This is a genomic window from Halosimplex rarum, from assembly GCF_047715405.1.
In the GTDB taxonomy this organism is placed as follows: Archaea; Halobacteriota; Halobacteria; order Halobacteriales; family Haloarculaceae; genus Halosimplex; species Halosimplex rarum.
Map to the genome: position 1 here is coordinate 1,889,388 of NZ_CP180412.1, position 21,853 is coordinate 1,911,240.

The 21,853-nt window shown below is 65.9% G+C and carries 22 protein-coding genes and 1 tRNA gene; 5 read left to right on the top strand and 18 right to left on the bottom strand.

The annotated features are described in order from the left end of the window. Position 1 precedes the first annotated feature (1 nt). The 8 genes from ACMGFH_RS09260 to ACMGFH_RS09295 all read right to left on the bottom strand — a co-directional run bounded on the left by ACMGFH_RS09260 (position 2) and on the right by ACMGFH_RS09295 (position 5,668). Positions 2-1,216: a chemotaxis protein CheC gene (locus tag ACMGFH_RS09260; protein ID WP_415382771.1), complete on the bottom strand. Its 1,215-nt coding sequence runs from the start codon at positions 1,214-1,216 to the stop codon at positions 2-4. Continuing rightward, positions 1,213-1,572, bottom strand: a complete 360-nt coding sequence (cheY, locus tag ACMGFH_RS09265) for a chemotaxis protein CheY (protein WP_274323355.1) — start codon at positions 1,570-1,572, stop codon at positions 1,213-1,215. The genes ACMGFH_RS09260 and cheY overlap by 4 nt, the downstream gene beginning before the upstream one ends. 149 nt (positions 1,573-1,721) lie before the next feature. After that, entirely contained in the window at positions 1,722-2,300 is a 579-nt protein-coding gene (locus ACMGFH_RS09270; RefSeq protein ID WP_415382772.1) for a hypothetical protein, read from the bottom strand. Positions 2,301-2,358: 58 nt separating this feature from the next. After that, positions 2,359-3,012, bottom strand: coding sequence for an archaellin/type IV pilin N-terminal domain-containing protein (locus tag ACMGFH_RS09275; RefSeq protein ID WP_415382773.1), 654 nt, complete (start codon positions 3,010-3,012; stop codon positions 2,359-2,361). A gap of 247 nt (positions 3,013-3,259) precedes the next feature. Next, on the bottom strand, positions 3,260-3,535 hold the full coding sequence (locus ACMGFH_RS09280) for a hypothetical protein (protein ID WP_415383228.1): 276 nt from the start codon (positions 3,533-3,535) through the stop codon (positions 3,260-3,262). A gap of 193 nt (positions 3,536-3,728) precedes the next feature. Then, a complete protein-coding gene (locus ACMGFH_RS09285) occupies positions 3,729-4,064 on the bottom strand; it encodes an ArsR/SmtB family transcription factor (RefSeq protein ID WP_415382774.1) in 336 nt (111 codons plus the stop codon). A 179-nt stretch (positions 4,065-4,243) separates the two neighbouring features. Further along, a complete protein-coding gene (locus ACMGFH_RS09290; RefSeq protein ID WP_415382775.1) occupies positions 4,244-4,969 on the bottom strand; it encodes an RAD55 family ATPase in 726 nt (241 codons plus the stop codon). 249 nt (positions 4,970-5,218) lie between these two features. After that, entirely contained in the window at positions 5,219-5,668 is a 450-nt protein-coding gene (locus ACMGFH_RS09295) for a chemotaxis protein CheW (RefSeq protein WP_415382776.1), read from the bottom strand. 187 nt (positions 5,669-5,855) lie between these two features. Here ACMGFH_RS09295 and cheB point away from each other — a divergent pair, with 187 nt between their 5' ends. The 5 genes from cheB to ACMGFH_RS09320 are packed head-to-tail and all read left to right on the top strand — an operon-like array spanning position 5,856 to position 12,149. Beyond that, the gene (cheB, locus tag ACMGFH_RS09300; RefSeq protein ID WP_415382777.1) at positions 5,856-6,974 is read left to right on the top strand and encodes a chemotaxis-specific protein-glutamate methyltransferase CheB; all 1,119 of its coding nucleotides are present in this window, start codon (positions 5,856-5,858) and stop codon (positions 6,972-6,974) included. Further along, positions 6,975-9,140, top strand: coding sequence for a chemotaxis protein CheW (locus ACMGFH_RS09305; protein WP_415382778.1), 2,166 nt, complete (start codon positions 6,975-6,977; stop codon positions 9,138-9,140). Between the two features lie 57 nt (positions 9,141-9,197). Then, positions 9,198-10,007, top strand: a complete 810-nt coding sequence (locus ACMGFH_RS09310; RefSeq protein ID WP_415382779.1) for a CheR family methyltransferase — start codon at positions 9,198-9,200, stop codon at positions 10,005-10,007. After that, positions 10,007-11,233 (top strand): HEAT repeat domain-containing protein, encoded by a 1,227-nt coding sequence (locus tag ACMGFH_RS09315; RefSeq protein WP_415382780.1) that lies wholly within the window; start codon positions 10,007-10,009, stop codon positions 11,231-11,233. Before ACMGFH_RS09310 ends, ACMGFH_RS09315 begins: the two co-directional genes overlap by 1 nt. A 49-nt stretch (positions 11,234-11,282) precedes the next feature. Next, positions 11,283-12,149 carry a CheF family chemotaxis protein gene (locus ACMGFH_RS09320; protein WP_415382781.1) on the top strand — a complete coding sequence of 289 codons (867 nt, stop codon included), beginning with the start codon at positions 11,283-11,285 and terminating at the stop codon, positions 12,147-12,149. Between the two features lie 42 nt (positions 12,150-12,191). On the opposite strand, the gene ACMGFH_RS09325 is transcribed toward ACMGFH_RS09320, so the two are convergent. The 10 genes from ACMGFH_RS09325 to ACMGFH_RS09370 form a co-directional block, all read right to left on the bottom strand. Then, a complete protein-coding gene (locus tag ACMGFH_RS09325; protein ID WP_415382782.1) occupies positions 12,192-12,707 on the bottom strand; it encodes a DUF5813 family protein in 516 nt (171 codons plus the stop codon). Positions 12,708-12,947: 240 nt separating this feature from the next. Continuing rightward, positions 12,948-13,032 (bottom strand) — tRNA-Leu (locus tag ACMGFH_RS09330). A gap of 112 nt (positions 13,033-13,144) precedes the next feature. Then, positions 13,145-13,417: a hypothetical protein gene (locus ACMGFH_RS09335; RefSeq protein ID WP_415382783.1), complete on the bottom strand. Its 273-nt coding sequence runs from the start codon at positions 13,415-13,417 to the stop codon at positions 13,145-13,147. A 165-nt stretch (positions 13,418-13,582) separates the two neighbouring features. Next, on the bottom strand, positions 13,583-14,134 hold the full coding sequence (locus ACMGFH_RS09340) for a hypothetical protein (RefSeq protein WP_415382784.1): 552 nt from the start codon (positions 14,132-14,134) through the stop codon (positions 13,583-13,585). 94 nt (positions 14,135-14,228) lie between these two features. Beyond that, positions 14,229-14,621: a hypothetical protein gene (locus ACMGFH_RS09345; protein ID WP_415382785.1), complete on the bottom strand. Its 393-nt coding sequence runs from the start codon at positions 14,619-14,621 to the stop codon at positions 14,229-14,231. Beyond that, on the bottom strand, positions 14,611-15,942 hold the full coding sequence (locus tag ACMGFH_RS09350) for an ABC transporter ATP-binding protein (RefSeq protein ID WP_415383230.1): 1,332 nt from the start codon (positions 15,940-15,942) through the stop codon (positions 14,611-14,613). Before ACMGFH_RS09350 ends, ACMGFH_RS09345 begins: the two co-directional genes overlap by 11 nt. Before the next feature lie 5 nt (positions 15,943-15,947). Continuing rightward, entirely contained in the window at positions 15,948-17,117 is a 1,170-nt protein-coding gene (locus tag ACMGFH_RS09355) for an ABC transporter ATP-binding protein (protein WP_415382786.1), read from the bottom strand. Then, positions 17,114-18,661, bottom strand: a complete 1,548-nt coding sequence (locus ACMGFH_RS09360) for an ABC transporter permease (RefSeq protein WP_415382788.1) — start codon at positions 18,659-18,661, stop codon at positions 17,114-17,116. Before ACMGFH_RS09360 ends, ACMGFH_RS09355 begins: the two co-directional genes overlap by 4 nt. A gap of 2 nt (positions 18,662-18,663) precedes the next feature. Next, positions 18,664-19,737, bottom strand: coding sequence for an ABC transporter permease (locus ACMGFH_RS09365; RefSeq protein ID WP_415382789.1), 1,074 nt, complete (start codon positions 19,735-19,737; stop codon positions 18,664-18,666). 112 nt (positions 19,738-19,849) lie between these two features. Continuing rightward, positions 19,850-21,787, bottom strand: a complete 1,938-nt coding sequence (locus tag ACMGFH_RS09370; RefSeq protein ID WP_415382790.1) for an ABC transporter substrate-binding protein — start codon at positions 21,785-21,787, stop codon at positions 19,850-19,852. Positions 21,788-21,853 lie beyond the last annotated feature (66 nt).

Genomic DNA, 21,853 nt, shown 5'->3' on the forward strand with positions numbered 1-21,853 from the left:
GTCAGAATATCTTTTCCACGTCGGCCTCGGTCTCGTCAGCGCGTTCGACGAGTAGTTCGTCAAGCGCCTGACGTAATTCCTTTTCGTTCGGGAGCGCGTGTATCTCGGCCCCAAACTCGATGTCGTCGGTCCGCATCTCGGAATCGATGATGAACGCGTGCTCCTGGTGTTGTCCGACCTGAGCGGCCAGCGGGTCGACGATGGCGCGGCCCATGTCGTGGACCAGCCGCGGGGGCGTGTGCTCCACGGACGTCTGGAGCACGTTCGCCCAGCCGTCGACGAACCCCGAGGTCATGATGTTCCCGAGTTCCTCGATAGCGGCCTCGTGCTGGTCGGTCAGTTCGTCTACGTCCATCTCGACGGGCATCATCGCCTCGGCGATGTGGACGGCCGACGCCTCGTCGAAGAGGACGAGCAGGAACCCGCTCGGCACGCCCGTGAACTCGACGACGGTCCCGACGTAGGTGTCGGTCCCGACCTGTTTCGGGACGTCCTCGATCGGGGCGAAACTCAGCCGGGTCACCTCCGCTTCCGTCTCGATCCCGGTCATCATCTCGACATTGGCGGCGGCCTGGGCGGTACCGTCCTTGGTCATCTCGTTGAAGACCTCAAGCTTGTCGACGGGGATCGCGTCGTCCTCGGTGTCGGTGGTCCGCGACATCACGTCCGCGAGCGGGTCGTACTCGGGGAACATGTAGATGTAGAAGCTCACGGACTCGCCGACCCACTCGATCTCGCTCTTGAAGACGAAGACGTGGTCGCGCTCGTCGTCGCTCGGGGGATCCGGGAGCATCGCGGCCCCGTCGCCTTCGACGTAGTTGGGCGTCGAGTGCTCGATGGTCGTCTCGAGGAAGTCCGCCCACCCGTCGATGAACCCGCTCATCATGATGTTCCCGATCTCCTCGACGCTCGATCGGGCCATCGCGTCGTCCCCGGAGCCGCCGGGGACGAGCGACTCGACGATCGTCTCGCTGCCCGCGCGGTCGAACACCAGAACCGTGTCGCCGGCCAGTTCCCCGTCGAACGCGAACTGGACGCCGACGTAGTCGCCGTTCGCCAGCTGTTCGCCCACGTCCGCGCGGTTGACCAGCGTGATCTTCGTCACGTCGACCACGGCGTCGAGGCCGGTCATCTGACACAGCGACTGGGTCGCCTGCTCGGCGCCCTCGTGGGCCAGGCGGTTGAACGTCCCGAGCGACTGGACGTCTATCTTCATGAGGGGACGACGTCCTCGATCGCTTCCATCACGCTCGGCTTCTGGAACGGCTTGGTGATGTACCCGTCCGCGCCGGCTCTAACCGCTTCCTTCATCTTCTCCTCCTGGCCGACGCTCGTGCACATGATGACGTTCGCGTCTGGGTTCGATGTCTTGATCTCGTCGGTCGCCTCGATCCCGTCGCGGATGGGCATCACGATGTCCATCATCACGAGGTCCGGGTCGTGTTCCTTGTACGTCTCGACCGCCTCGACGCCGTTTTCCACCTCCCCGACGATGTTGTGGTCCTCTTCCAGTATCTCCCGCAGCAGGTTCCGCATGAACTCCGAGTCGTCGGCTATCAATACGTCTGACATGGGCCTATCACCTCTGTGGTACTGTGAAAACCAAGATAAAGCCTTCCCGTAAATTATCGTGATTGATAGCAACTCGCGTCGACGAACGGGGGCGGATCCGGCATCGCCTCCCGGGCCCGAGTCGATCCTGGTGGATCCCGACGACGGCGTCAGATCCGGAAACCGTCCTCGTCGCCGACCGCCGCGATGAGGTCGGCGATGGAGTCGTCGGGAGACAGCTCCGTCGATTCGAGAAGTCGGCGGAGACTCGCGGGCGGGTAGCGAACCGGGACGTTCGCCTCCATCAGGAGGATCCCCAGCACTTCCTCCACGGGCGTCTTGCCGTCGATCTGCTGGGCGTACCAGAGCACGAGACTCTCGAAGATGGTCACCACGTCGTTCGAGACCATCTGTCGCTGCTGGATCGACCCGTCGAACGTCGCCGTGATGTCGAAGCCGTACCGAGACCCAGAGTCCTCGAACTGCGTCTCGAGAAACGCGTGGACGTCGCTCTCGGTGAGTTCGGGCGTATCGGTGGCGCCGTCGGTCGGCTGTTCGACCGGCGCGCTGGACGGTTCGTCTGTCCCGTCGTCGACCGTCGGGACGTCGTCGATGGGATCCCCCGGCGAGACGACGTAGCGGCCGTCGTCTATCTCAGCGACGTGCTCGTCCTGCGTGATGTCGAGCTCGTCGGGCGAGAGGATGGGGCCGTCTTCTGCGTCCGGTGGATCGTCGTCGCCCTTGGCCATACGGTGTTGTCTGCGATAAAAAGGTATAGTTCCGTCGAATGAAAGGACTTCGACAGGTTTAGAGCTGAACTGCGTTGGCACCCGAGAGCGTCTCGGGGACGGTCAGCTGTTCGCTCGTGGTCGCACCGGACTTGGTCGTGATCTTCACGTTGACGGACGCGCCTTCGGGGACCTGGTCACCGAAGAACGTGTATCCGTCACCGGTATCGGTCGTGGAGTAGGTCGGGTCGTCAGTATTCACGTCGTCATGTCCGAGGTCGAAGACCATCACCATGCGGTCGTCCGGGTCGTTGAGCACGGGATGTGAATCATCGGCGTCCTTGAACGGCACGATACCGAAGTGGCCGTCAGCACCGGAGGCGGCCACGCTGGCGTTGACCAGGTTGTACGTACCCGACGGACCGACCCACTGGACTGTCGCGTTCTCGAGGTCGATGTTACTCGCCCCCGGCGACTTCTTCAGCGTCATGTTGACGACGCCGACTTCGGACTCGCTCAGGTTCGTCCCGGTCGCCGCTGCGACCTGCAGCCGGTTCGTGACCTGCTGTCCCGACTGCTGCCCGGTCTCTTCTGACTTCGTCTGCAGGAAGCCAGCCGTGTTGATCAGTACGCCCGCCGCGATCGCCGCCACCAGGACCATCGCGATGAACACGATGAGCGTCCCGATACCGACCTGCCCGCGATCGATTTGTTTGCGTTCGTTGTTTAGCATGGGTTCTCCGCCCGGGGCGTTACGGTGCGCCCGGACTCTACTCCGAAAATCCTACTCTCCCGTATTAAGGGTGTCTCCCCAATTATCGAGAATAAAATCGGGCCCTACCGAGAACAGTGACGTTCTCAAACGATAAAACAGCGAGTAGACTGTTTAAAACAAGTATATTCAGAATTGCGTCGTTCGGGAGCAGTCGCTCAGTTATCCGAGAATTAATCTAGAATATGATAATGCTACCGCAGTCGGTTCAGTCGTACGTGACGAGACTGTACATCACGAAGAGGTAGCCGAACGTCGTGAGGCCGCTGTTGACCAGTAGCAGCGACCGCGGTCCCGCGAAGTCGGTGACGAACGCGCTGATCATCGTCGCCGCGGCACCTGCCACTGCCAGCGAGAATCCCAGCGAGAGGTGGAGCATCGCCCGTCGAGAGGTCTGTACGTACGCGCGCATAGCCATACCGACCATCGTCAGCCCGGCGACGACGAAGACGACTGTCGATACCGCGTAGAGGAGTTCGATCACTGTGACCACGTTAATTCGGGGGTTCTCGACACCCCGTATTAAATCCACCCTCGAAAATATCTATCGTGATAACCGACAGCGACCAGAAACGAACGCCACCGAACAACCGAAGCGACTCTGGAGGGCTGTGAGCCGAGCGACGACGGCCCGTCGCGTCGCCGCGCTGGGGGACTTCTTCTTCGCGCGTGCGGGCTTAGCTCTCGGAGAGAGTGCGCCAGGCCTCGTCGAGCTTGTTCGTGACCTCCGAGCGCTCCTCGATATCGACGGTCAGCGACTCCTCGAAGTCGATGTGTACCGTGTCGACGTTCCGACGGTACACCTTGATCCGACGCCTGTCGTCCGAGAGGATGTTGTCGTGGAGCTCGAGCAGGTCGTGTTCGGTGAGCTCGTCGATCCGTCGATAACAGGTGGCGATCGGGATCCCGAGTTCGTCACTCAGTTCCTGGGCCGATTGGGGCTCGTCCGTCGCATCCAGGATCTCTGCACTGTATTTGTTCCCCAGCGTCTGAAGGATCTCGGCTGAAGCCATCCGTTATCAAAACGTATATTCACCACAGTATAAATCTATCGCTGCCGGTACGCACAGATTACGGGACGTTCCCGATCTGCAGACGATGTCTGGAAATCGGGACCGAAGGGGCCAGAAACGGCCATTTCACCGAGTAATAACGGGTTACAAACGTGAAAATCGGGCAGGGCCCTCCCCGATCACAGCGGCGTGTCGTCCTCGCTCATCATCGAGAACGCGCTCGCGTTCTGGTGGACGCGGATCCCGCCCTGGGAGATCTCCATCGGGAAGATATCGGTCTCGATGTCCTGCTTGCGCATCTTGGCGACCCAGACGTATCGGTTGACGCCCGACTCGGTCGGCGTCTGGATCAGGTAGATGTTCCCGTCGGTCAGGTAGTTCTCCAGACCGATCTCCGTCTCCGGGAACACCGCCCCCTGCTCGTTGGTCATCAGGGTCGTCAGCTCGTTCTGGCTCAGGATGTCGGTGAACTTAAGGAGGTAGGTCCGCTTTTCCTTCTCCGTCTCGAAGAACAGCTCGAACATCGCCAGCGAGTCGAGGACGACCCGGTCGTAGTCGTTGTCCTCGAAGTCGTCGAGCAGGAGTTCCAGCGACGACGAGAAGTCGTTCTCCCGGAGGAGCACCTTCTTGTCGTACACCTTGATGTCCCCGTTCTCGACGTGCTCCGCCCAGTTGTCGAACCCCAGCGACTCGGCGGCCTCCTGGAGGTCCTTCGCGTCTTCCTCGAACGTGAGGTAGATGCCCTTCTCGTCGAACTGCTCGACGCCGTTGTAGATGAACTGCAGACAGAGGATGCTCTTGCCCGCCCCTGGATTCCCGCTCACCAGTGTAGTCGAGTTCTTGACAATACCACCGTTCAGGATTTCGTCCAACCCGTCGATGCCGGTTTTCGTTAGTTCGATCATGTCTTCCGTGGATCCCCGCGGCGTTCGGCTTGTGGAGCATCGGTCGTCTTCGGTAAAAAGTCTTGTTCATGCGAGTAGTTGCAAACCGGACAACGACGCGCGAGACGTGCTCCGAGAGCGGGGATCAGGCCGAAGTGTCAGAGAACGTCTCTGGGCCGGCCGATTCAGGCGAGCGAGCGACGCGGTGGCTGCTGGTCGGCGGGTCGGTTCAGCGCGGAGACGAGAGACAGGTTTCCGTCGGGAAGACGCTCAAGCGGAGTGGACGGCTTTCGGGTCGACCCAGATGACGAAGTCCTCGTCGCGTTTGACGACGCCGCGGACGGCGACCTTGTCCTGCGAGGGGGAGTCGTCCACGTCGTCGCGGTCGACCTGTACCACCTGGAACACCTCGTCGACGATCCAGCCGGCGGCTCCCTGGTCGTCGACGATGGCCGGGTCGAAGACGATGATGCGCCGCTCGGCGCCGTCGCCGTCGATGCCGAAGACGACCTTCGGGTCGACGATCGACGTCGTGCGCCCGCGGAGGTCCATCACGCCCCGGATGTGCGGCGGGGAATTGGGCACCGTCGTCACGTCGCCGACGTCGACGATCTCGGTGACGTAGTCGATGCTGACGCAGTAGGTCTCCTCGCCGAGGGCGAACTCGAGGACCTGTCCGTCCGTCGCGCTCGTCGACGAGTGCTGGGTGTTGGATGCCATAACTGGCCGTTGGGGAAAGTGCCCACGACGGCGACTTAAGCGTGTCTCCCGGGTTATCAGCATTGATTTCGCGGGCGGAGTCTTTATGCCCGACCTACCGCAGTGTCCTAACACGTATGGTGCCGGCTCCGGCGGGGTTCCGGGGACGGGTTTCGGGCCTCGCCCGAGCCGTCACCGGGGGCTTCACATGGCAGTAGACTCGTCGCCACGAGCGGTCGTCGCCGACGACTCGCACTTCATGCGAAGCGTCATCTCCGACATCCTCGACGAGGGTGGGATCGACGTGGTCAGCATGGCGAGGAACGGCCGCGAGGCCGTCGAAGCCGTCGAGGCGACCGAACCGGACGTGGTGACCATGGACGTCGAGATGCCGGAGATGAACGGCATCGAGGCGACCGACCGGATCATGTCGACCTGCCCGACCCCCATTCTGATGTTGAGCGCGCACACCGACGAGAACGCCGACGTGACGTTCCAGGCCCTCGAGAAGGGCGCCGTCGATTTCTTCCGCAAACCGGGCGGAGAGGTCTCGATGGAGATGTCCCGGCTCCAGGACCAGCTCGTCGAGATCGTGACGTCGGTCGCCGCCGTCGACCCGACCGACTCCTCGGACGTGGCCTCGGCCCGGACCGCCGGGTCGGACGTCGCGGTCGACGCGAGCGCGGGGCCGAGTTCGAACGAATCGACCGGAGCCGACTCGGGGACCGAGCCGGCGGTCACCTACGTGGACAACCCGACGGTCGTCGTCGGCTCGTCCACCGGGGGGCCGACCGTCGTCGAGCAGGTCCTCTCGGACCTGCCGCTGACCGCGGACCTGCGCGTGCTCGTGGTCCAGCACATGCCGAGCGGCTTCACCGGCCGCTTCGCCGAACGGCTCGACGCGCGGAGCGAGTACGATGTCCGCGAGGCGTCGGACGGCGCGAGAATCGGCGGCGGCGAGGCGCTCATCGCCGCCGGCGACTACCACATGGAAGTGACGAGCTACCGGCGCGGTCGGCTCCGCGTCGGGCTCACGCAGGACCCGCCCGTCAACAACGTTCGACCGGCCGTCGACGTGACGATGGAGACAGCGGCCGAGACGATCACGGACCCGCTCGCTGGCGTGATCCTGACCGGGATGGGCGAGGACGGCGCTGCGGGCGTCCGCGCTATCCACGCCGCCGGCGGGTACACGGTCGCACAGGACGAGGCCACGTCGGCTGTCTTCGGGATGCCCAAGCGGGCGATCGAGACCGGCTGCGTGGACGGCGTGGCGCCGGTCAACGACGTGGCCGCAGCGATACTCGATGCATTCGAGGTGACATAAATGGACGAACAGTATCTCGACGCGTTTATACGCGAAAGTGAGGAGGCGATAACGAACCTGAACAACTCGCTGCTCGATCTGGAGAGCGATCCGGACGACCAGGCGGCGATGGACTCGATCTTCCGGACGGCCCACACGCTGAAAGGCAACTTCGGCGCGATGGGGTTCGAGGACGCGAGCAACCTGGCACACGCCGTCGAGGACCTCCTCGACGCGATGCGCCAGGACGAGATGGAGGTCACCGCCGAGCGGATGGACCTCATCTTCGCCGGCGTGGACATGATCGAAGTCATCGTCCGCGAGATCGAGTCCGAGGGCGAGTCCACGACCGACACCGAGGAGATGGTCGCGCAGCTGCGCGCCGTCCTCGAAGAGAGCGACTTCAACGCCGAGACCGGGGCCGTCGAGCCCTCGATGGCACCCGCAGGCGGCCCCGCGGGAGACGCGGAGAGCGCCGGCGCGCCGGTCGACAGCGACGACGGCGGGCCCGACGGTCTGGACCTCGACGCAATGGGCGTCGCGCCCGGCGACGCCGACGAGCAGATCGTCCGCGCGCGGGTCTCCGTCGGCGAGGGAGACATGCTCGGCGTCGACGCCATGCTCGCGCTCGACCGGATCACCGACGCCTTCGACCTGCTCGGCGCAGCGCCCGACCGGGACGCGATCGAGAGCGGCGACTTCGAGGAGGACTTCGTCCTCGCGCTCGACGCGCCCGACGCCGACGCGGTCGCGGCCGAACTGGACGCGATCAGCGCCATCGAGTCGGCCGAGACGACCGAGATGGCGACCCCCTCGGACGCGGCCGGTCCCGGCGGTGGAGCCGCTCCGAGCGACGGGGCGGCCGACGCGGACGGTAAAGAGGGCGCCTCGGTCGACGAGATCAAGTCGGTCCGCGTGGACGTCGACCAGTTAGACGACCTCCACGGGCTGGTCGAACAGCTGGTCACCAGCCGGATCAAGCTCCGTCGGGCCGTCGAGACCGAGAACCTCTCCAGCGCGTCGGAGAACCTGAACGAACTGGACAAGATCACGGCCAGCCTCCAGAACACCGTGATGGACATGCGGCTCATCCCGCTGAAGAAGGTCGTCGGCAAGTTCCCGCGGATGGTCCGGGACCTCTCCCGAGAGCTCGACAAGGAAGTGGAGTTCACCATCGAGGGCGAGGATATCGAACTCGACCGCACCATTCTGACCGAGATATCGGACCCGCTGATGCACATCATCCGCAACTCCCTCGATCACGGGATCGAGGCGCCCGCCGAGCGCGAAGAGGCGGGCAAGCCCAGGACCGGACAGGTCGAACTCCGCGCCTCGCGCGAGCGCGACCACGTGATCATCGAGGTCGAGGACGACGGCGCGGGGCTCGACGTCGAGGGGATCAAGCGAAAGGCCGTCGAGAAGGGCGTCCGCTCGTCGGACGAGATCGAGGCGATGGACGACTCGGCCATCTACGACCTGGTCTTCCACCCCGGTTTCTCGACCGCCGACGAGGTCACCGACACGAGCGGTCGCGGCGTTGGGATGGACGTCGTCCACGACACCGTCACGCAGCTGGACGGCTCCGTCAGCGTCGACTCCACGCAGGGCGAGGGGACGACCGTCTCCCTGCGCTTGCCGGTGACGATGGCCATCGTCAAGGTCCTCTTCGTCGAGGTCGGCGACGAGGAGTACGGCGTCCCGCTCAAGAACGTCGACGAGATCACGCGCACGAGCGAGGTCAAGCAGATCAACGGCAGCGACGTCATCAAGCACAACGGGGACATCTACCCCGTGATCGACCTCGCCGAGCGCTTCGACGTGCCGGGCACCGGCGGGGGCTCACCCGCCGAGGCCGGTGCCGCCGAAACCGGCACTGCCGCCGACGCGACTGGCGGAGCTGCCGAGTCCGGCGACGGCGGTGCTGCAGCCGTCGCGGCCGCCGGTGCCGGCGTCGACGCCGCAGCAGTGGACGCCGCGTCCAGTACCGCGGGGCGCGACGAGGGGATGCTCGTCCGCATCCGCGAGTCCGAGCGCCAGGTGGCGCTGCGCTGTGACGCCGTCAACAGCCAGGAGGAGGTCGTCGTCAAGCCGCTCGAGGGGATCCTCAGCGGCACGCCCGGCCTCAGCGGGACGGCCGTCCTCGGCGACGGGAACATCGTCCACATTCTCGACGTGGTGACGCTTTAATGTCCGCGGCCACGGAGCGATCGACGTGACCGACCGACGCGACGCGGAGGAGACCGCATGAGCCAGGAATCAGACCGCGCGTTCGACGACCTGCTCGGGTACATCGAGCGCGAGCTGGACTTCGAGTCCGGCTTCTACAACGAGGCGTACCTCGACCGGCGGATCACCGCCCGGATGCGCCGCACCGACACCGACGACTACCGGACCTACAAGGGACTGCTCGAAGCCGACGACGGGGAGCGCGAACAGCTACTCGACTCGCTGTCGATCAACGTCACCGGCTTCTTCCGAAACCCCGACGCCTGGGAGTCGCTCCGGGGCGTCCTGCGCGACCTGACCGCTAAGCAGCGGTCGGTCTCGATCTGGAGCGCGCCTTGCGCCGACGGCCGCGAGCCGTACTCGATCGCGATGCTCGCGCTCGACGACGACGAGATCGACGCCCGACGCGTCGAGGTCCTCGGCACCGACATCAACCGCGACATCCTCCGCACGGCCCGCGAGGGCCGCTACGAGACCTCCCAGACGACCGATATCGAGTCCGAGCTCGAACCGCTGTCGACCCCCGACCGGTGGGTCGACCGCGACGGCGACGTGTTCACCGTCACCGACCGCGTGAGCGATCTGGTGACCTTCGAGCGCCACGACCTCATCCGCGGTCGCGAGAAGCGCGGGTTCGACCTCGTGCTCTGTCGGAACCTCCTCATCTACATCGACGCCGACTACAAGGTCCCCATCTTCGAGACCATCACCGGGTCGCTGGCCGAGGACGGCTACCTGATGATCGGCATGACGGAGACACTCCCGTCGGAGTTCCGCGGCCGGTACGAGGCGGTCGAGAAGCAACACCGGATCTACAGACGCGCCTGATGTCACTCTACCAGCTCGAACGCGACGGCGACGTGCAGGAACTCATCGGCGTCCTCCGGCGAAGCGACAACCCGGAGCTGCGCGCTCGGGCCGCCGAACTGCTCGGGAACTTTCCGGAGCACGACGACCGCGACGACGTCGTCAACGCCCTCAGCGGCGCGGCCGCCGAGGACGACAGCTCGGCGGTAACCGCCGCGGCCGTCGACTCGCTGGACGAGATGGGCGGCGACGCCATCGAGAGACTCATCGCCGACGTCGCGGGCGTCGACTTCGGCGAGGGCGCCGACTGGATGAAGGCGAAGGCGTTCGTCCGCGCCCTGGGCGCCGACGTCCCCGAGTTGCGAATGGCCGCCGCGAACGGCCTCGGGAACCTCGAACAGACTGACGCCGTTCCGAAGCTCGTCGAGTGTTTCGACGATCCGGACCCCCGCGTCCGGGCCCGCGCGGCCCGCGCCTGCGGGCAGATCGCCGACTCGCGGGCGACCGGCGCCCTCGAAGACCTGCTCCGCGACGACAGCGCGACCGTCCGTCGGGAGGCCGCCGACGCCCTCGGAAGCATCGGCAACCGACAGGCCCTCTCCGCGCTCCTCCCGCTCTACCAGGACGACGACGAGCGAGTCCGGCGGATCGCCGTCGGCGCGTTCGGGAACTTCGGGAACGCCCAGCCGGTCGAGTACCTCGTCGCGTCGCTCACCGACGAGTCGGCCGCCGTCCGCCGAACCGCGGTCTATTCGCTCGTCCAGTTGCTCTCGAACGTCCCCACGCAGCAGAGCCACGAGATCCGCGAGACGATCGTCGAACAGCTCAGCGAGACCGACGACCGCAACGTCGTCGTCCCGCTCGTCGAGATCCTCGAAGAGAGCACCCAGGCCGCCCAGCAACGGAACACCGCCTGGCTGCTCGGTCGCGTCACCGAAGCCGAGGAGCGCGAGCGCGTCGTCGACGCCCTCGTCGGCGCGCTCCGCGCGGACGACCAGATGACGACCCAGTTCGCGGCGACGAGCCTGGCCGAACTCGGGGGCGAAGCGGTCGAGGAGCGACTGCTCGCGCTCGTCGACGACGCCGACGCACCCGCGGAGGCGCGCGCCCAGGCCGTGTTTACCCTCGGCAAGGTCGGCAGCGAGCGCTCGCGCCAGCGCATCGACAAGCTGCTCGACGAGACCGAGAACGAGCAGATCCGCAAGCGCGCCTTCTCGGCGATCTCGAAACTGGGTGGGCGCGCGTGAGCGGCCGCGCCCAACCGCGGGTCGTGAGCGAACCCGGGGGTGAACGCCGATGAGCGGCGGCGAGCGCCCCCTGGCGGACACGCAGGGCCGATTCGTCCAGGTCGTCACGAACGGTCGGAAGGTCAACGACCTCGAGTGGGTGTCCGGCCGGATCCTCCTCTCGAACAAGCGGCTCGTCCTCGCGAGCAACGAGGGCAAGCGGCAGTTCCCCCTCTCGAAGATCACTACAGTCAAGAACCGCAAGAACGCGAACCAGGCGATGGCCGCCGTCTCGGGCTACTTCTCCGTCCAGCTCGGCTCCGACGTGTTCCTCGTCGCCCCGACGGACGTCGACGAGTTCGAGGAGCAGTTCTACACCGCCCTGCTCGACGGGGAGGTCGTCCTCGTGAAACACCCGGCCGTCGAGGGCGGCGTCGTGCAAGACGTCCAGTGGACGAAAGGCCGGATCAACATCGACGGCGATATCGTCGGGCTGGCGGTCTCCAGCGGGCAGTTCGTCGAAGTCGAACTCGAAGACGTGGGCGCGGTCGAGACCAGGGAGACGACGGTCCGCGGCGACGAGCGCCGCGTCATCGAGATCGAACACACCGACGACGACGGGACGAGCGTCCAGACCTACGTCTCCGGCACCACCCGTCACGTCTCCATCCTCGAATCGCTCGTCCGCCAGGGCGAACTCCAGAACGCCACCGACGCCGACCTCGACCAGACGGACATGGAGGTGCTGATGGCCCTCTACTCCGGCGTCTCCCCGTTCGAGATCCCCGACTTCGTCGGGATGGACGTCGAGGAAGTCGAGGCCGTCTTCGACCGCCTCGTCGAGGAAGGCATCCTCCGGGAGAAGCGCGTCCGCCGCGACGTGCGCCTCAAGGCCCGCGGCCGGAACATCGCCAGCGACGTCATCGGCGACCAGTAGTCACTCTCGCGGTAGAACGTCCCAGCCACAAGCGACAGCCAGCTACAGCGGCGTCCCGCCGCGCTCGCCGTCGCTCCCGGTCGCCGCCGCGCCGAGCAGGTCCGCGACGACCCCGTCGTACTCGTAGCCCGGCACCACGCTCTCGACGTAGGTCCCCTCGACGTACTCGATGAACGTCTTCCCGACGGCGGCCGCCCGGTCGGCGTCGCCGAAGGAGAACTCGTAGGTCACGACGACGGTCCCGCCCTCCGCGGTCACGCCGAACTCGTCGAGGTCGACCGACGCACGCGTCGCCATCGGCGCGTCCTCAAGGCGCCGTTCCATCGCGTCCAGCCAGCCGCGCTGGACGGCGTCGCCGACCTCCCCGTCCGTGACGGCGCTGTCGAGCGTCGGCACCTCGACCGTCACCTCGAAGTCCGTCGCGTAGTCCGCGCGCTCGCTGGCCGTCACGGTCGCGTCGAAGTCCGTCGTCGTCAACTTGTAGCCGTCCTCGCCCGCGGTGAACGCGTCGTGGGCTTCGAACGCCTCGCGCGCCTCGGCCGGTAGCTCGTCGGTCATTACGCCGCGATACGGCACAGACCGGCAAAAGGGCGTTGCGTCGAGGCTGGGCGGGAATGTTGCGACGGATGCGAGGGAGGGGATTCGAACCAGAGCAAGACGGTCCTGCTCGGGCAGTGGCCCTGCACGGGCTGCGACTTGCAGGGCTCGAATCCAGACACGCACCGCTCCTCACGTCAATCACCGCGACGACAAGTCGTCGCGAGCCCTCGTTCGCTCCGCTCACGAGGACGTCGCAGATGCGAGGGAGGGGATTCGAACCCCTGGACCCCTTCGGGAGCGGGTCTTAAGCCCGCCGCCTTTGGCCTAGCTCAGCCACCCTCGCGCGTTCACCAGTCCACCTTCCGCGGGAAAAGCGGTTACGGTCCGGGTACGGAATCGACCGGGAAAATCGAGCAGTCAGCGGAGACGATTCGGAGGCGCGGGGACCGGGGGGTTCAGACCTCCACGTGGAGGTCGGTGAAGGGGATCCGGACCACGAGGATCCGGCGAACCGGGCGGCGCTGCAAGCGGACGCGCAGGACGAGGGCGGTGACCGCCCACGAGATCGCGCTGAGAGCGACCAGCGAAGCCGAGAGCGCGGGGTACATGAACGCCAGCGCACCGACGACGACCGCCAGGGAGACCGCGAGCGACGCGAGCAGCGTCCGCGCCAGACTGTACTCGGTGGGGAGCTCGGCACGTGCGGCCGAGGGGTGGTTCCGTCGCATTACAGATGGTACTACCGCCCCCGACACCATAATGGTAATCTGAAATACATTTCTGTAGGCGCGTTTACTGAACTCTGTTTCAGGAAACTCGTTCACACACCGGGGGTAGCGCTCGGCCGGATCGCGACCATCCGCCGCACGCAACGAGCCGCGGGGCAGCGAGCCTCAACTCGTCACGTCGTAGGCGTAGAACGTGTCGGGGTCGGGGAAGAAGTCCGATGGGTCGTCGTGGTGGACGGTGCCGAGGCGGGTCTGGTCGAGCGTCTTGACGTGCGTGTACATCTCGTCGCGCTCCATCGCGGTGCGGACGAGCCCGCCGGCGTACCGCATGTCGTACGACCCAGCGACGAAGACGACGACCTCGTCGGAGGGGTTGATCAGTTCGGTGACGATGAAGACGAATCCGCCGCTCTCGAGCTGGTAGACGGCCGTCTCCTCGAAGGCCGACTCCTCGTACATCTCCTCGAAATCCTCGGCGTAGTTGTCCGGAATGACGTGCGAGAGCCCCCAGGAGTCGTTCTCGCCCATGTCCGGCGTGAGCGTCGTCGTGTCGCCGGCGGGGACGGTCAGCGTCTCGTACCCCTTCGACTCGCGGTCCTCGGCCATCGCCTGCATGTCCTGGATCGTCCGTTGCCAGTTACTCTTTATCTCGTCGCTGTGCTGGGCGACGACTTCGCGCTGGTCCGGCCCGTCCGGTCCGTCACTCTGGTGGGGCATACCCGTGGTAACGCGGTTCGGACAGTTAAGGGCGGTGGCGTCGGCCGGGCCGGCGCGGCGGGCGGTCGCCGGACGAGGTCCCGACACCCGGTCTTCACACCCGGATGCCCAGCCAGAACTCCATGGCCAGCGAGACACCGAGGACGAGCAGGCTCGCGGCGAACACCTTCTTGTTCCGGCCGACGCGCTGGTCGAAGGGGATGCCGTGGCCGCGCAGCGGCGGTATCTCCTGGATCCGCGCCTCGAAGCCGTGTTCGTGTGTGGACTCCATCGAGAGGCGCTTCTCGTCCCTGTAGGAGGGGGTGGGCTGGATGCCCAGGCTCCCGAGGCCGAACAGGAGGATGCCCACGAAGAAGACGGCGTACTTCGAGGCGACGAGCGTTCCGCCGACGACGAACCCGACGGCGATCGCGGCCGCCGAGACGCCCGCGCTCACGGCGACGACCCAGAGGACGAACTCGACGAGCCGGAGCCGGTTACTGGCCATCCGTCCGGCGACCGAGGGCCGCGTCGACGCTCTCGTACTCGTCGCCGTGGCGGTGACAGTAGCTCAGCCGGTTCGTGTCGCTGACTGGGTACAGCTCGGGCCTGGTCGTGTCACAGACGCTGTCGAACTGCTCGCTCATGTACTCGCGGGCGCGGTCGGGATACCCGGATTTCACGTACTCCGCCGCCTGCTCGACGTGGCCCATCACCTCGTCGGAGACGTCGTCGTCGAACATGTCTCGGACCGTCTCGTCGATGTCGTCGAACCTGGAGAACGACCCCATCCGGCGGCGGACCCGGTTGCCGACGCTGAGGTCGATCCGGCTGCGCTCGCGGATCACCTCGCGGAACCGCTCGATCGAGTTCCACGTGTCGGCGTCCAGGTCCTCGTGAGTCTCGGGCCGGATCTTCGCCGGACAGCGGGTCGTGAACTGACAGCCTTCCGGCGGATCCCGCGGACTCGGAGGCGTCCCCGGGAGGGTGATCCGCTCCCGGTCTACCGTCGGATCCGGCACCGGGATCGCCGACAGCAACGAGTGCGTGTACGGGTTCGCCGGGTCCGTATAGAGCTCCTCGGTCAGCCCCAGCTCCATGATCTTCCCGAGATACATCACGGCGACCCGGTCGCAGATGTGCCGGACAGCCGAGAGGTCGTGGGCGATGAAGAGGTACGTCAGTTCGTACTCGTCCTGCAGGTCCTCCAGCAGGTTGAGGATCTTCGCCTGCACCGAGGTGTCCAGCGCGGAGACCGGCTCGTCCAGGACGACGAACTCCGGTTCGAGCGCGAGCGCGCGAGCGATGCCGATGCGCTGGCGCTGTCCCCCGGAGAACTGGTGGGGGTACCGGTAGTAGTGCTCCGGCTGGAGCCCGACCTGCGCCAGCAGGTCCTTGACCTTCTCCCGGCGCTCGCGCGGACTGTCCACCTCGTGGACGTCCAGCGGCTCGCGGACGATCTCGCCGATGGTCATCCGGTCGTTGAGGCTGGATTCCGGGTCCTGAAAGACGATCTGTGCGTTGCGTCGCCACTCCTTGAGCTGTCTGCCCGACAGCTCGGTGATGTCCGTGCCGTCGAACTCGACGCTCCCCTCGGTGGCGGTCTCGAGCTGCACCAGCGTCCGGCCGAGCGTCGTCTTTCCGCAGCCAGACTCGCCGACGAGCCCGAGCGTCTCGCCGCGCTGGATGGTGAAGCTCACGCCGTCGACGGCCTTGACCGGCGGGTCGGCCAGCAGGCCCTGCCCGCCGTAGTACTTCTTCAGGCCCTTCACCTCGACGAGCGTCTCGCCCGTCACGGCCGGGTCGGAACGTCCGCGTTGCTGAGACATCTCGCTCACTGTCGGTCACCTCCGTCGATCGCGCCGCCGTCGGCCGCGACGTCGTCGCCGCGGTCCTCCTCGCCCTCCGTGCCGAACGAGTCCGTCGACCGCTCGGCCAGTCGTTCGTGATGGGCCACCGCCTCACCGGTCGATCGGTCCTCGGGGTAGAGGAGACAGGCCGCGGTGTGGTCGACGTCGCGCTCGTTGACCTCGACGAGCTGCGGGTGGACCGCGGTACAGTCGTCGAACTCCTTCGGACACCGCGGGGCGAACCGGCAGTACGTCGCCGGTTCGTTCGGCGTCGGCACGTCGCCCTCGATCGTCCGCAGGCGCTCCTCGTCGGCGTGCTGGCCGGGGATCGCGTCGAGGAGTCCGTTGGTGTAGGGGTGTTTCGGGTCCGCGAAGAGGTTCTCCGTCGGCGCCTTCTCGACGATTTCGCCGGCGTACATCACGTTCACGCGGTCGGTGATGTCGGCGATGACGCCCATGTCGTGGGTGATAAAGAGGATCGAGAGGCCGCGGTCCTCCTGCAGGTCTTCGAGGAGTTCCAGGATCTGCGCCTGAATGGTCACGTCGAGCGCGGTCGTCGGTTCGTCGCAGATCAGGACCTCGGGGTCGCAGGCGAGCATCATCGCGATGACTGCCCGCTGGCGCATCCCGCCGGAGAACTCGTGGGGATACTCCTTCAGGCGGCGCGAGGCGTCCGGGATCTGGACGGCCTCCAGCAGGTCTATCGCCTCCTCTCTGGCCGCTTCGCCCGTGATACCGCGGTTGACCCGCAGCGCTTCCCTGATCTGGTTGCCGACGGTGAACACCGGGTTGAGCGACGACAGCGGGTCCTGGAAGACCATGCCGATGCCGCTGCCCCGAAGGTTCTGGTACTCCTTCACCGAGTAGCCGGTGATCTCCTCGCCCATGAACCTGATCGACGAGCCGGGCAGGATCTCGCCGGGCTCTTCGACGAGGCCCATGATCGAACGGGCCGTGACGGACTTGCCGGACCCGGACTCGCCGACGAGGCCGACCGTCTCGCCCTCGTAGAGGTCGAGGTCGATGCCGTCGACCGCGCGGATCGTCTCGCGGTCCGTGTGGAAGACCGTCCGGAGGTTCCGCACCGAGAGGACCGGTTCCTCGTCCCCGCGGCGGTCGGGAACGCGCCGGTCGTCGGCGGGTGGAGTGCTCATCCTGCGCTCCCCCCTGCGGCGGCTTCCTCTTCGGCGCCGCCCTCGCTCTCGGGGTCGATCGCGTCGCGGATGCCGTCACCGAAGGCGTTGAGCCCCGTGACGAGGATCACGATGAGCATCCCCGGGATGAGGGCGATGTGCCACGACTGCGTGGACACGTAGTTGCGCCCCATCGAGATGGCCCGACCCCACGCCGGAGTCGGGGGATTGATTCCGAGTCCGCTCCCGATGAACGAGAGCGCCGAGAGGCCGATCACGATACCACCGACGGCCATCGAACCGTAGATCAGCAGGTACGGGAGTACGTAGGGTAACATGTGTTTTCGCATCGTCACGCTCGGCCGCTGGCCGAAGCTCTGGGCCGCGTCGATCCACTCCTCCTCGGAGACCTGTAGCGCCGGACCGCGGACGGCCCGCCACAGTCCGGGCCAGCCCGTGAGGCCGAACACCATCGCGAGCAGGAATCCGCCGTTGAACACGTCCGAGAGCCAGTGGCCCTGGAACGCCATCGCGACCATCAACAGCAGCAGTAACTGCGGGATCGACGTGATCCCGTCCGCGGTGAGGATGGTCGCCAGGTCGACGACCCCCTTGTAGTAGGCGGACACGAGCGACATGCTTATCGCGATGAGCCCCGCCAGCCCCATCGCGAGCGCCGACACCGTCAGAGATATCCGCGCGCCCATGACGGCGAAGGTGAACAGGTCCCGCCCGTTGGTCAGCGTGCCGAACGGGTGGAACCGACCGTAGTCGTCGTAGGTCATCGGAGCGACGTTCTGGTCGCCGTTGCCCTTCGACTTCGAGTTGAAGTTCGCGTCGCCGGCGAGGACCGTCTCCACCTCGCCGCTCTCGGAATCGAAGTACTGGACCTCGTGGCTGTACGGCGACTCGATGTTCTGCTCGACGGTCGTCGGTCCCAGCGCCGGCGCGAACAGCGCCATCGTCCCGAATATCAGGACGACCGCGATGCCGAACTGCGCCCAGCGGTGTCCTCGAAGCCGGTCGGCGACGTCGTCGCGGGGCGTCCAGTCGGCGTTGCGGTAGTGGTCGCGGAAGACCTGCCAGCCCCGGAACGCCCAGAGCGCGGCGACGAACGCATAGACGTAGATCAGCGTCGCGCGGATCGCCCACGCGACCGCCGGCTGGAGCCCGAGGAAGGTGTTCTCCCACGGACCGTTCGGTCCCGTCTTGTATCCCTGGTTCGGGATCGTCTCCCGCGAGAGCAGCGTGGGGATACTGTGAGCGGTGCTCCGCAGGCCGTCGAGGAACGCGCTGGCCGACTGCTGGAAGCCGACGATAGTCTCCGAGGCGGCCGGCGAGAAGACGCCGACGAACACCTCGATGAGCGCCGTCGTCCCGATGAGCGCCGAGTCGAGCAGGAGGAGGAGTCCGGCGAGGAGGGCGCCGAACTCGACTGTTATCAGCCCGAGGGCGACAGCCGCCCACGTCGCTGCAGGCTTGGGATTGGCCGCGATCCGCTCGCGCAGCGTGGTGTCGTCCTGCCAGTCGCGTCCGCGCGTCGCGTCGGTGACGGTCGCGCACATGGTTACTCACCCGCCCCTTCGAGCGTGATTCGCGGATCGATGAACGTGTACGCGATGTCCTGTGCGATGTTGAAGAAGACGAGTATCAGGATGAACACGTAGGTCAACGCGCCGATAATCGGGATGTCGGCGGCGAAGATCGCGGAGAGGTAGAGGTTCCCGAGCCCGCGGATACCGAAGATCAACTCGACGAGGACGGACCCGCCGATGAGCAGGTAGAACTCGCCCATGACGACCGGTAACAGTGGGATCATCGCGTTCCGGGCCACGTGTTTCCCGATGATCGTCCGCGTCGAGAGCCCCTTGGCCTTCGCAGTGTCGATGTACGGGGCGTTGATGCTCTCCAGGACCGCCGTCCGCCCGATGCGGACCTCGTTCCCCATCGACGACGAGCCGAGGACGAGGGCGGCGGGTAGGATCCACTTGAATGCGACGGCCCAGTTGTAGAAGTTGGGCACCGGTATCGATATCCCCTGGACGAGCTGGTAGCTCCCGAGCATGTTGCCCAGCGCGTTCGGGGTCCCGATCACGTTGGTCGGTATCAGAAAGCCCCGGTAGAACGAGAGCAGGCCGCCGGCCGAGAGCAGCCCGGCGAGCATGACGGCCAGCCAGAAGTTCGGCATCGCTCGCCAGACGATCCCCCCGAACGACGCGGCGTAGTCGCCCCACGTGTTCGAGCGGAGTCCGGCGTACAGCCCGATCGGGATGCCCAGGAACAGCGCGATCAAGACCGACCAGAAGCCGAGCCACACCGTCGCGGGCATGCGCTCCCAGACGAGTTGACCGACCGGCTGGCCGCGCGTGACGACCCACGACTGGCCGAAGTTGAACGTGATCGTGTCGACGAGGAAGTTCTTGTACTGGATCCACAGGGGTACGGGCGTGCCGTCCGGATACCTGAGCCCGAGCGCGACGGCGAGCTGTCGCGCCGTCTGGGGGTCAGAGTCCCGACCCAGGATCGCCGTCATGGGGTCGAACGGGGACAGGTAGAGGATGATGAACGTCATCGAAAGGCCGAACAGCACCACCGGCACCCCGAGGACGAGTCGTTTCGCGAGATACAGGAGTTTGTTCATGGCGTAGTCTCCGTTATACGGGTGATCGTCGTACTATCCGTGCCGGCGAGCAATACGTGCGTCGACTTCGTAAATCGGTCATCGGAGTACGCCGCGTGCTACGGTCGCGGCGTTACTCGGACTGGTAGTGCTCGTCGTACGCCTCGATGCCGCCGGGGAAGATCTGGGGCGGCGTGAGGTGGTAGGCCGGCTCGAAGCGGTCTTTGAACACGTTCTGCATGAACTGCGGCTGGTTGATGACGTACGCCATCGCCTGCCGGACCGCCTTCGGGACCGCTTCCATGTTGAACCCGATGTAGTACGTTCCGATCTCGGGGACCTTCGCGAGGTTGACGGTCTCGCCGTTCTCGAGGTCGTAGGTGCCGAGTTCGCGACCGAGGTCGTCCGTCTCGTCGATGGTCACGGCGTCGGCCTGATACTGCGAGGTCGGGACGCCGCCGATGTCGGCGTTCTGGTTGAGGAACCGGTTGTAGGTCGCCTGCGTCTCCGAGAGGATCGCGGCGTCGATGCCGTCGAAGTTGGCGCCCTCGCCGTGGTAGTCGTCGTACGCGTCCACGACGAACTCGCCGCCGTTGCCGGACTCCCAGTTGACGAACTCGAAGGGACCGCAACCGATCGGGTTGCTGGAGAACTCCTCCCACGGCATCTCGCCCTCGTAGCCCTCGATGTCGCCGACGATGCCCTCCGGCACCGCGGAGAAGGCGGAGTACGCCAGCACGGACAGCGAGAACCCGAACGGCTCTTCGGTGGTTATCTGCAGTTCGTAGTCGCCGGTCGCCTCGACGCCGATGGAATCGGGGATGATCCGCTCGCGCGTCTTCGGTTCGCCCGTGTCGGTCGCGGTCTCCGTGTTCCCCTCGCTGTCGGTCACCTCGACCTCCTCGGTCTCGTGCTCGATGCCCATGACGCTGATGGGGAACCGGGCGTTCGTCGACCGGGTCGACGCCATCAGCCGCTTGATGGAGTAGACGAAGTCGTCGGCGGTCAGCTCGTCGCCGTTGTGGAAGGTGACGCCCTCCTTGAGCGTGAACGTGTAGGTCGTGAAGTCGTCGCTGAGTTCGTACTCCGTGGCCAGCAGGTTCTCGACCTCGGTCGTCCCGTTCCGGTAGTTGGTCAGGGCGTCGAACATGTCCATGATCTTCCCGCCGCTGGCCGTGTTGCCAGACACGATCGGGTCGAGGCTGCTGAACGTCCCAGACGTCGTCGAGAGGCGGTCTTTGCCCTCGATCCCGGCGACCGAGTTGCTCGCCTTCGCTCGCGAGGGGCCCATCGGGCCCGGCGGGTTGTAGTCGACGTAATCGTACCACATCCCCTCGGTGACCGACTGGAAGATCGGGATCAGGGCCGCTTCCTGCCACATACCTTCTTCCATGTTTACCGCCGCTTCACCGCGGATCTGGGCCGCCTCTTCGGTGTCCTGCGGATTCTCCTCGATCCGGTCGAACTGCTCGATCATGTACTGACGGACTTCGGGGTCCGCCTCGGCGTCTTCCGACCAGAAGAGGCGCGCGCCGTTCGCCGCCGCGTTGTCGGCGTACATCGTGTTCGGCGGGTCGATCAGCTGAACGAAGTTCTGCGCGCCGGGGTAGTCGGCGATCCACCCGAGGGTGTACGCCTCGTGGTTGCCGTTCCGGGTGGTCTCCAGTAGCGGCGAGAACGCCGCTTCGCTCTGGTTCATGTCGATGTAGGCGGACTCGAGCCGGGAGGCGATCGTGCTCGCCATCTCCGACCACGTCGGGCTGCTGTACTGGAGCCAGTCCAGCTCGAAACGGTTGTCCGGTCCGTATCCCGCGTCTTCCATGACTTGCTGGGCCTCCGGGACCTTCGTCTCGCCGACCCCGTACGGATACCCGTCTACGGTGATCGGGCTGTCGTCCGTGCCGGTTCCCGTGTCCGTCCCATCGCCACCGTCGCCACCGTCTCCACCGTCGCCACCGTCACCACCGTCACCACCGTCACCGCCGTCTCCACCGGGCGTGTCCGTGTCGCCCCCGTTGGATCCGCATCCGGCAATGGCGGAGGTGAGGGTCGCGGCACCGGTCGCTTTCAAGAATCGTCGTCGGCTAGTTTCCGAACCGTCGGTATCGCGAGGCATACTGTGCCATAGCCGATCATA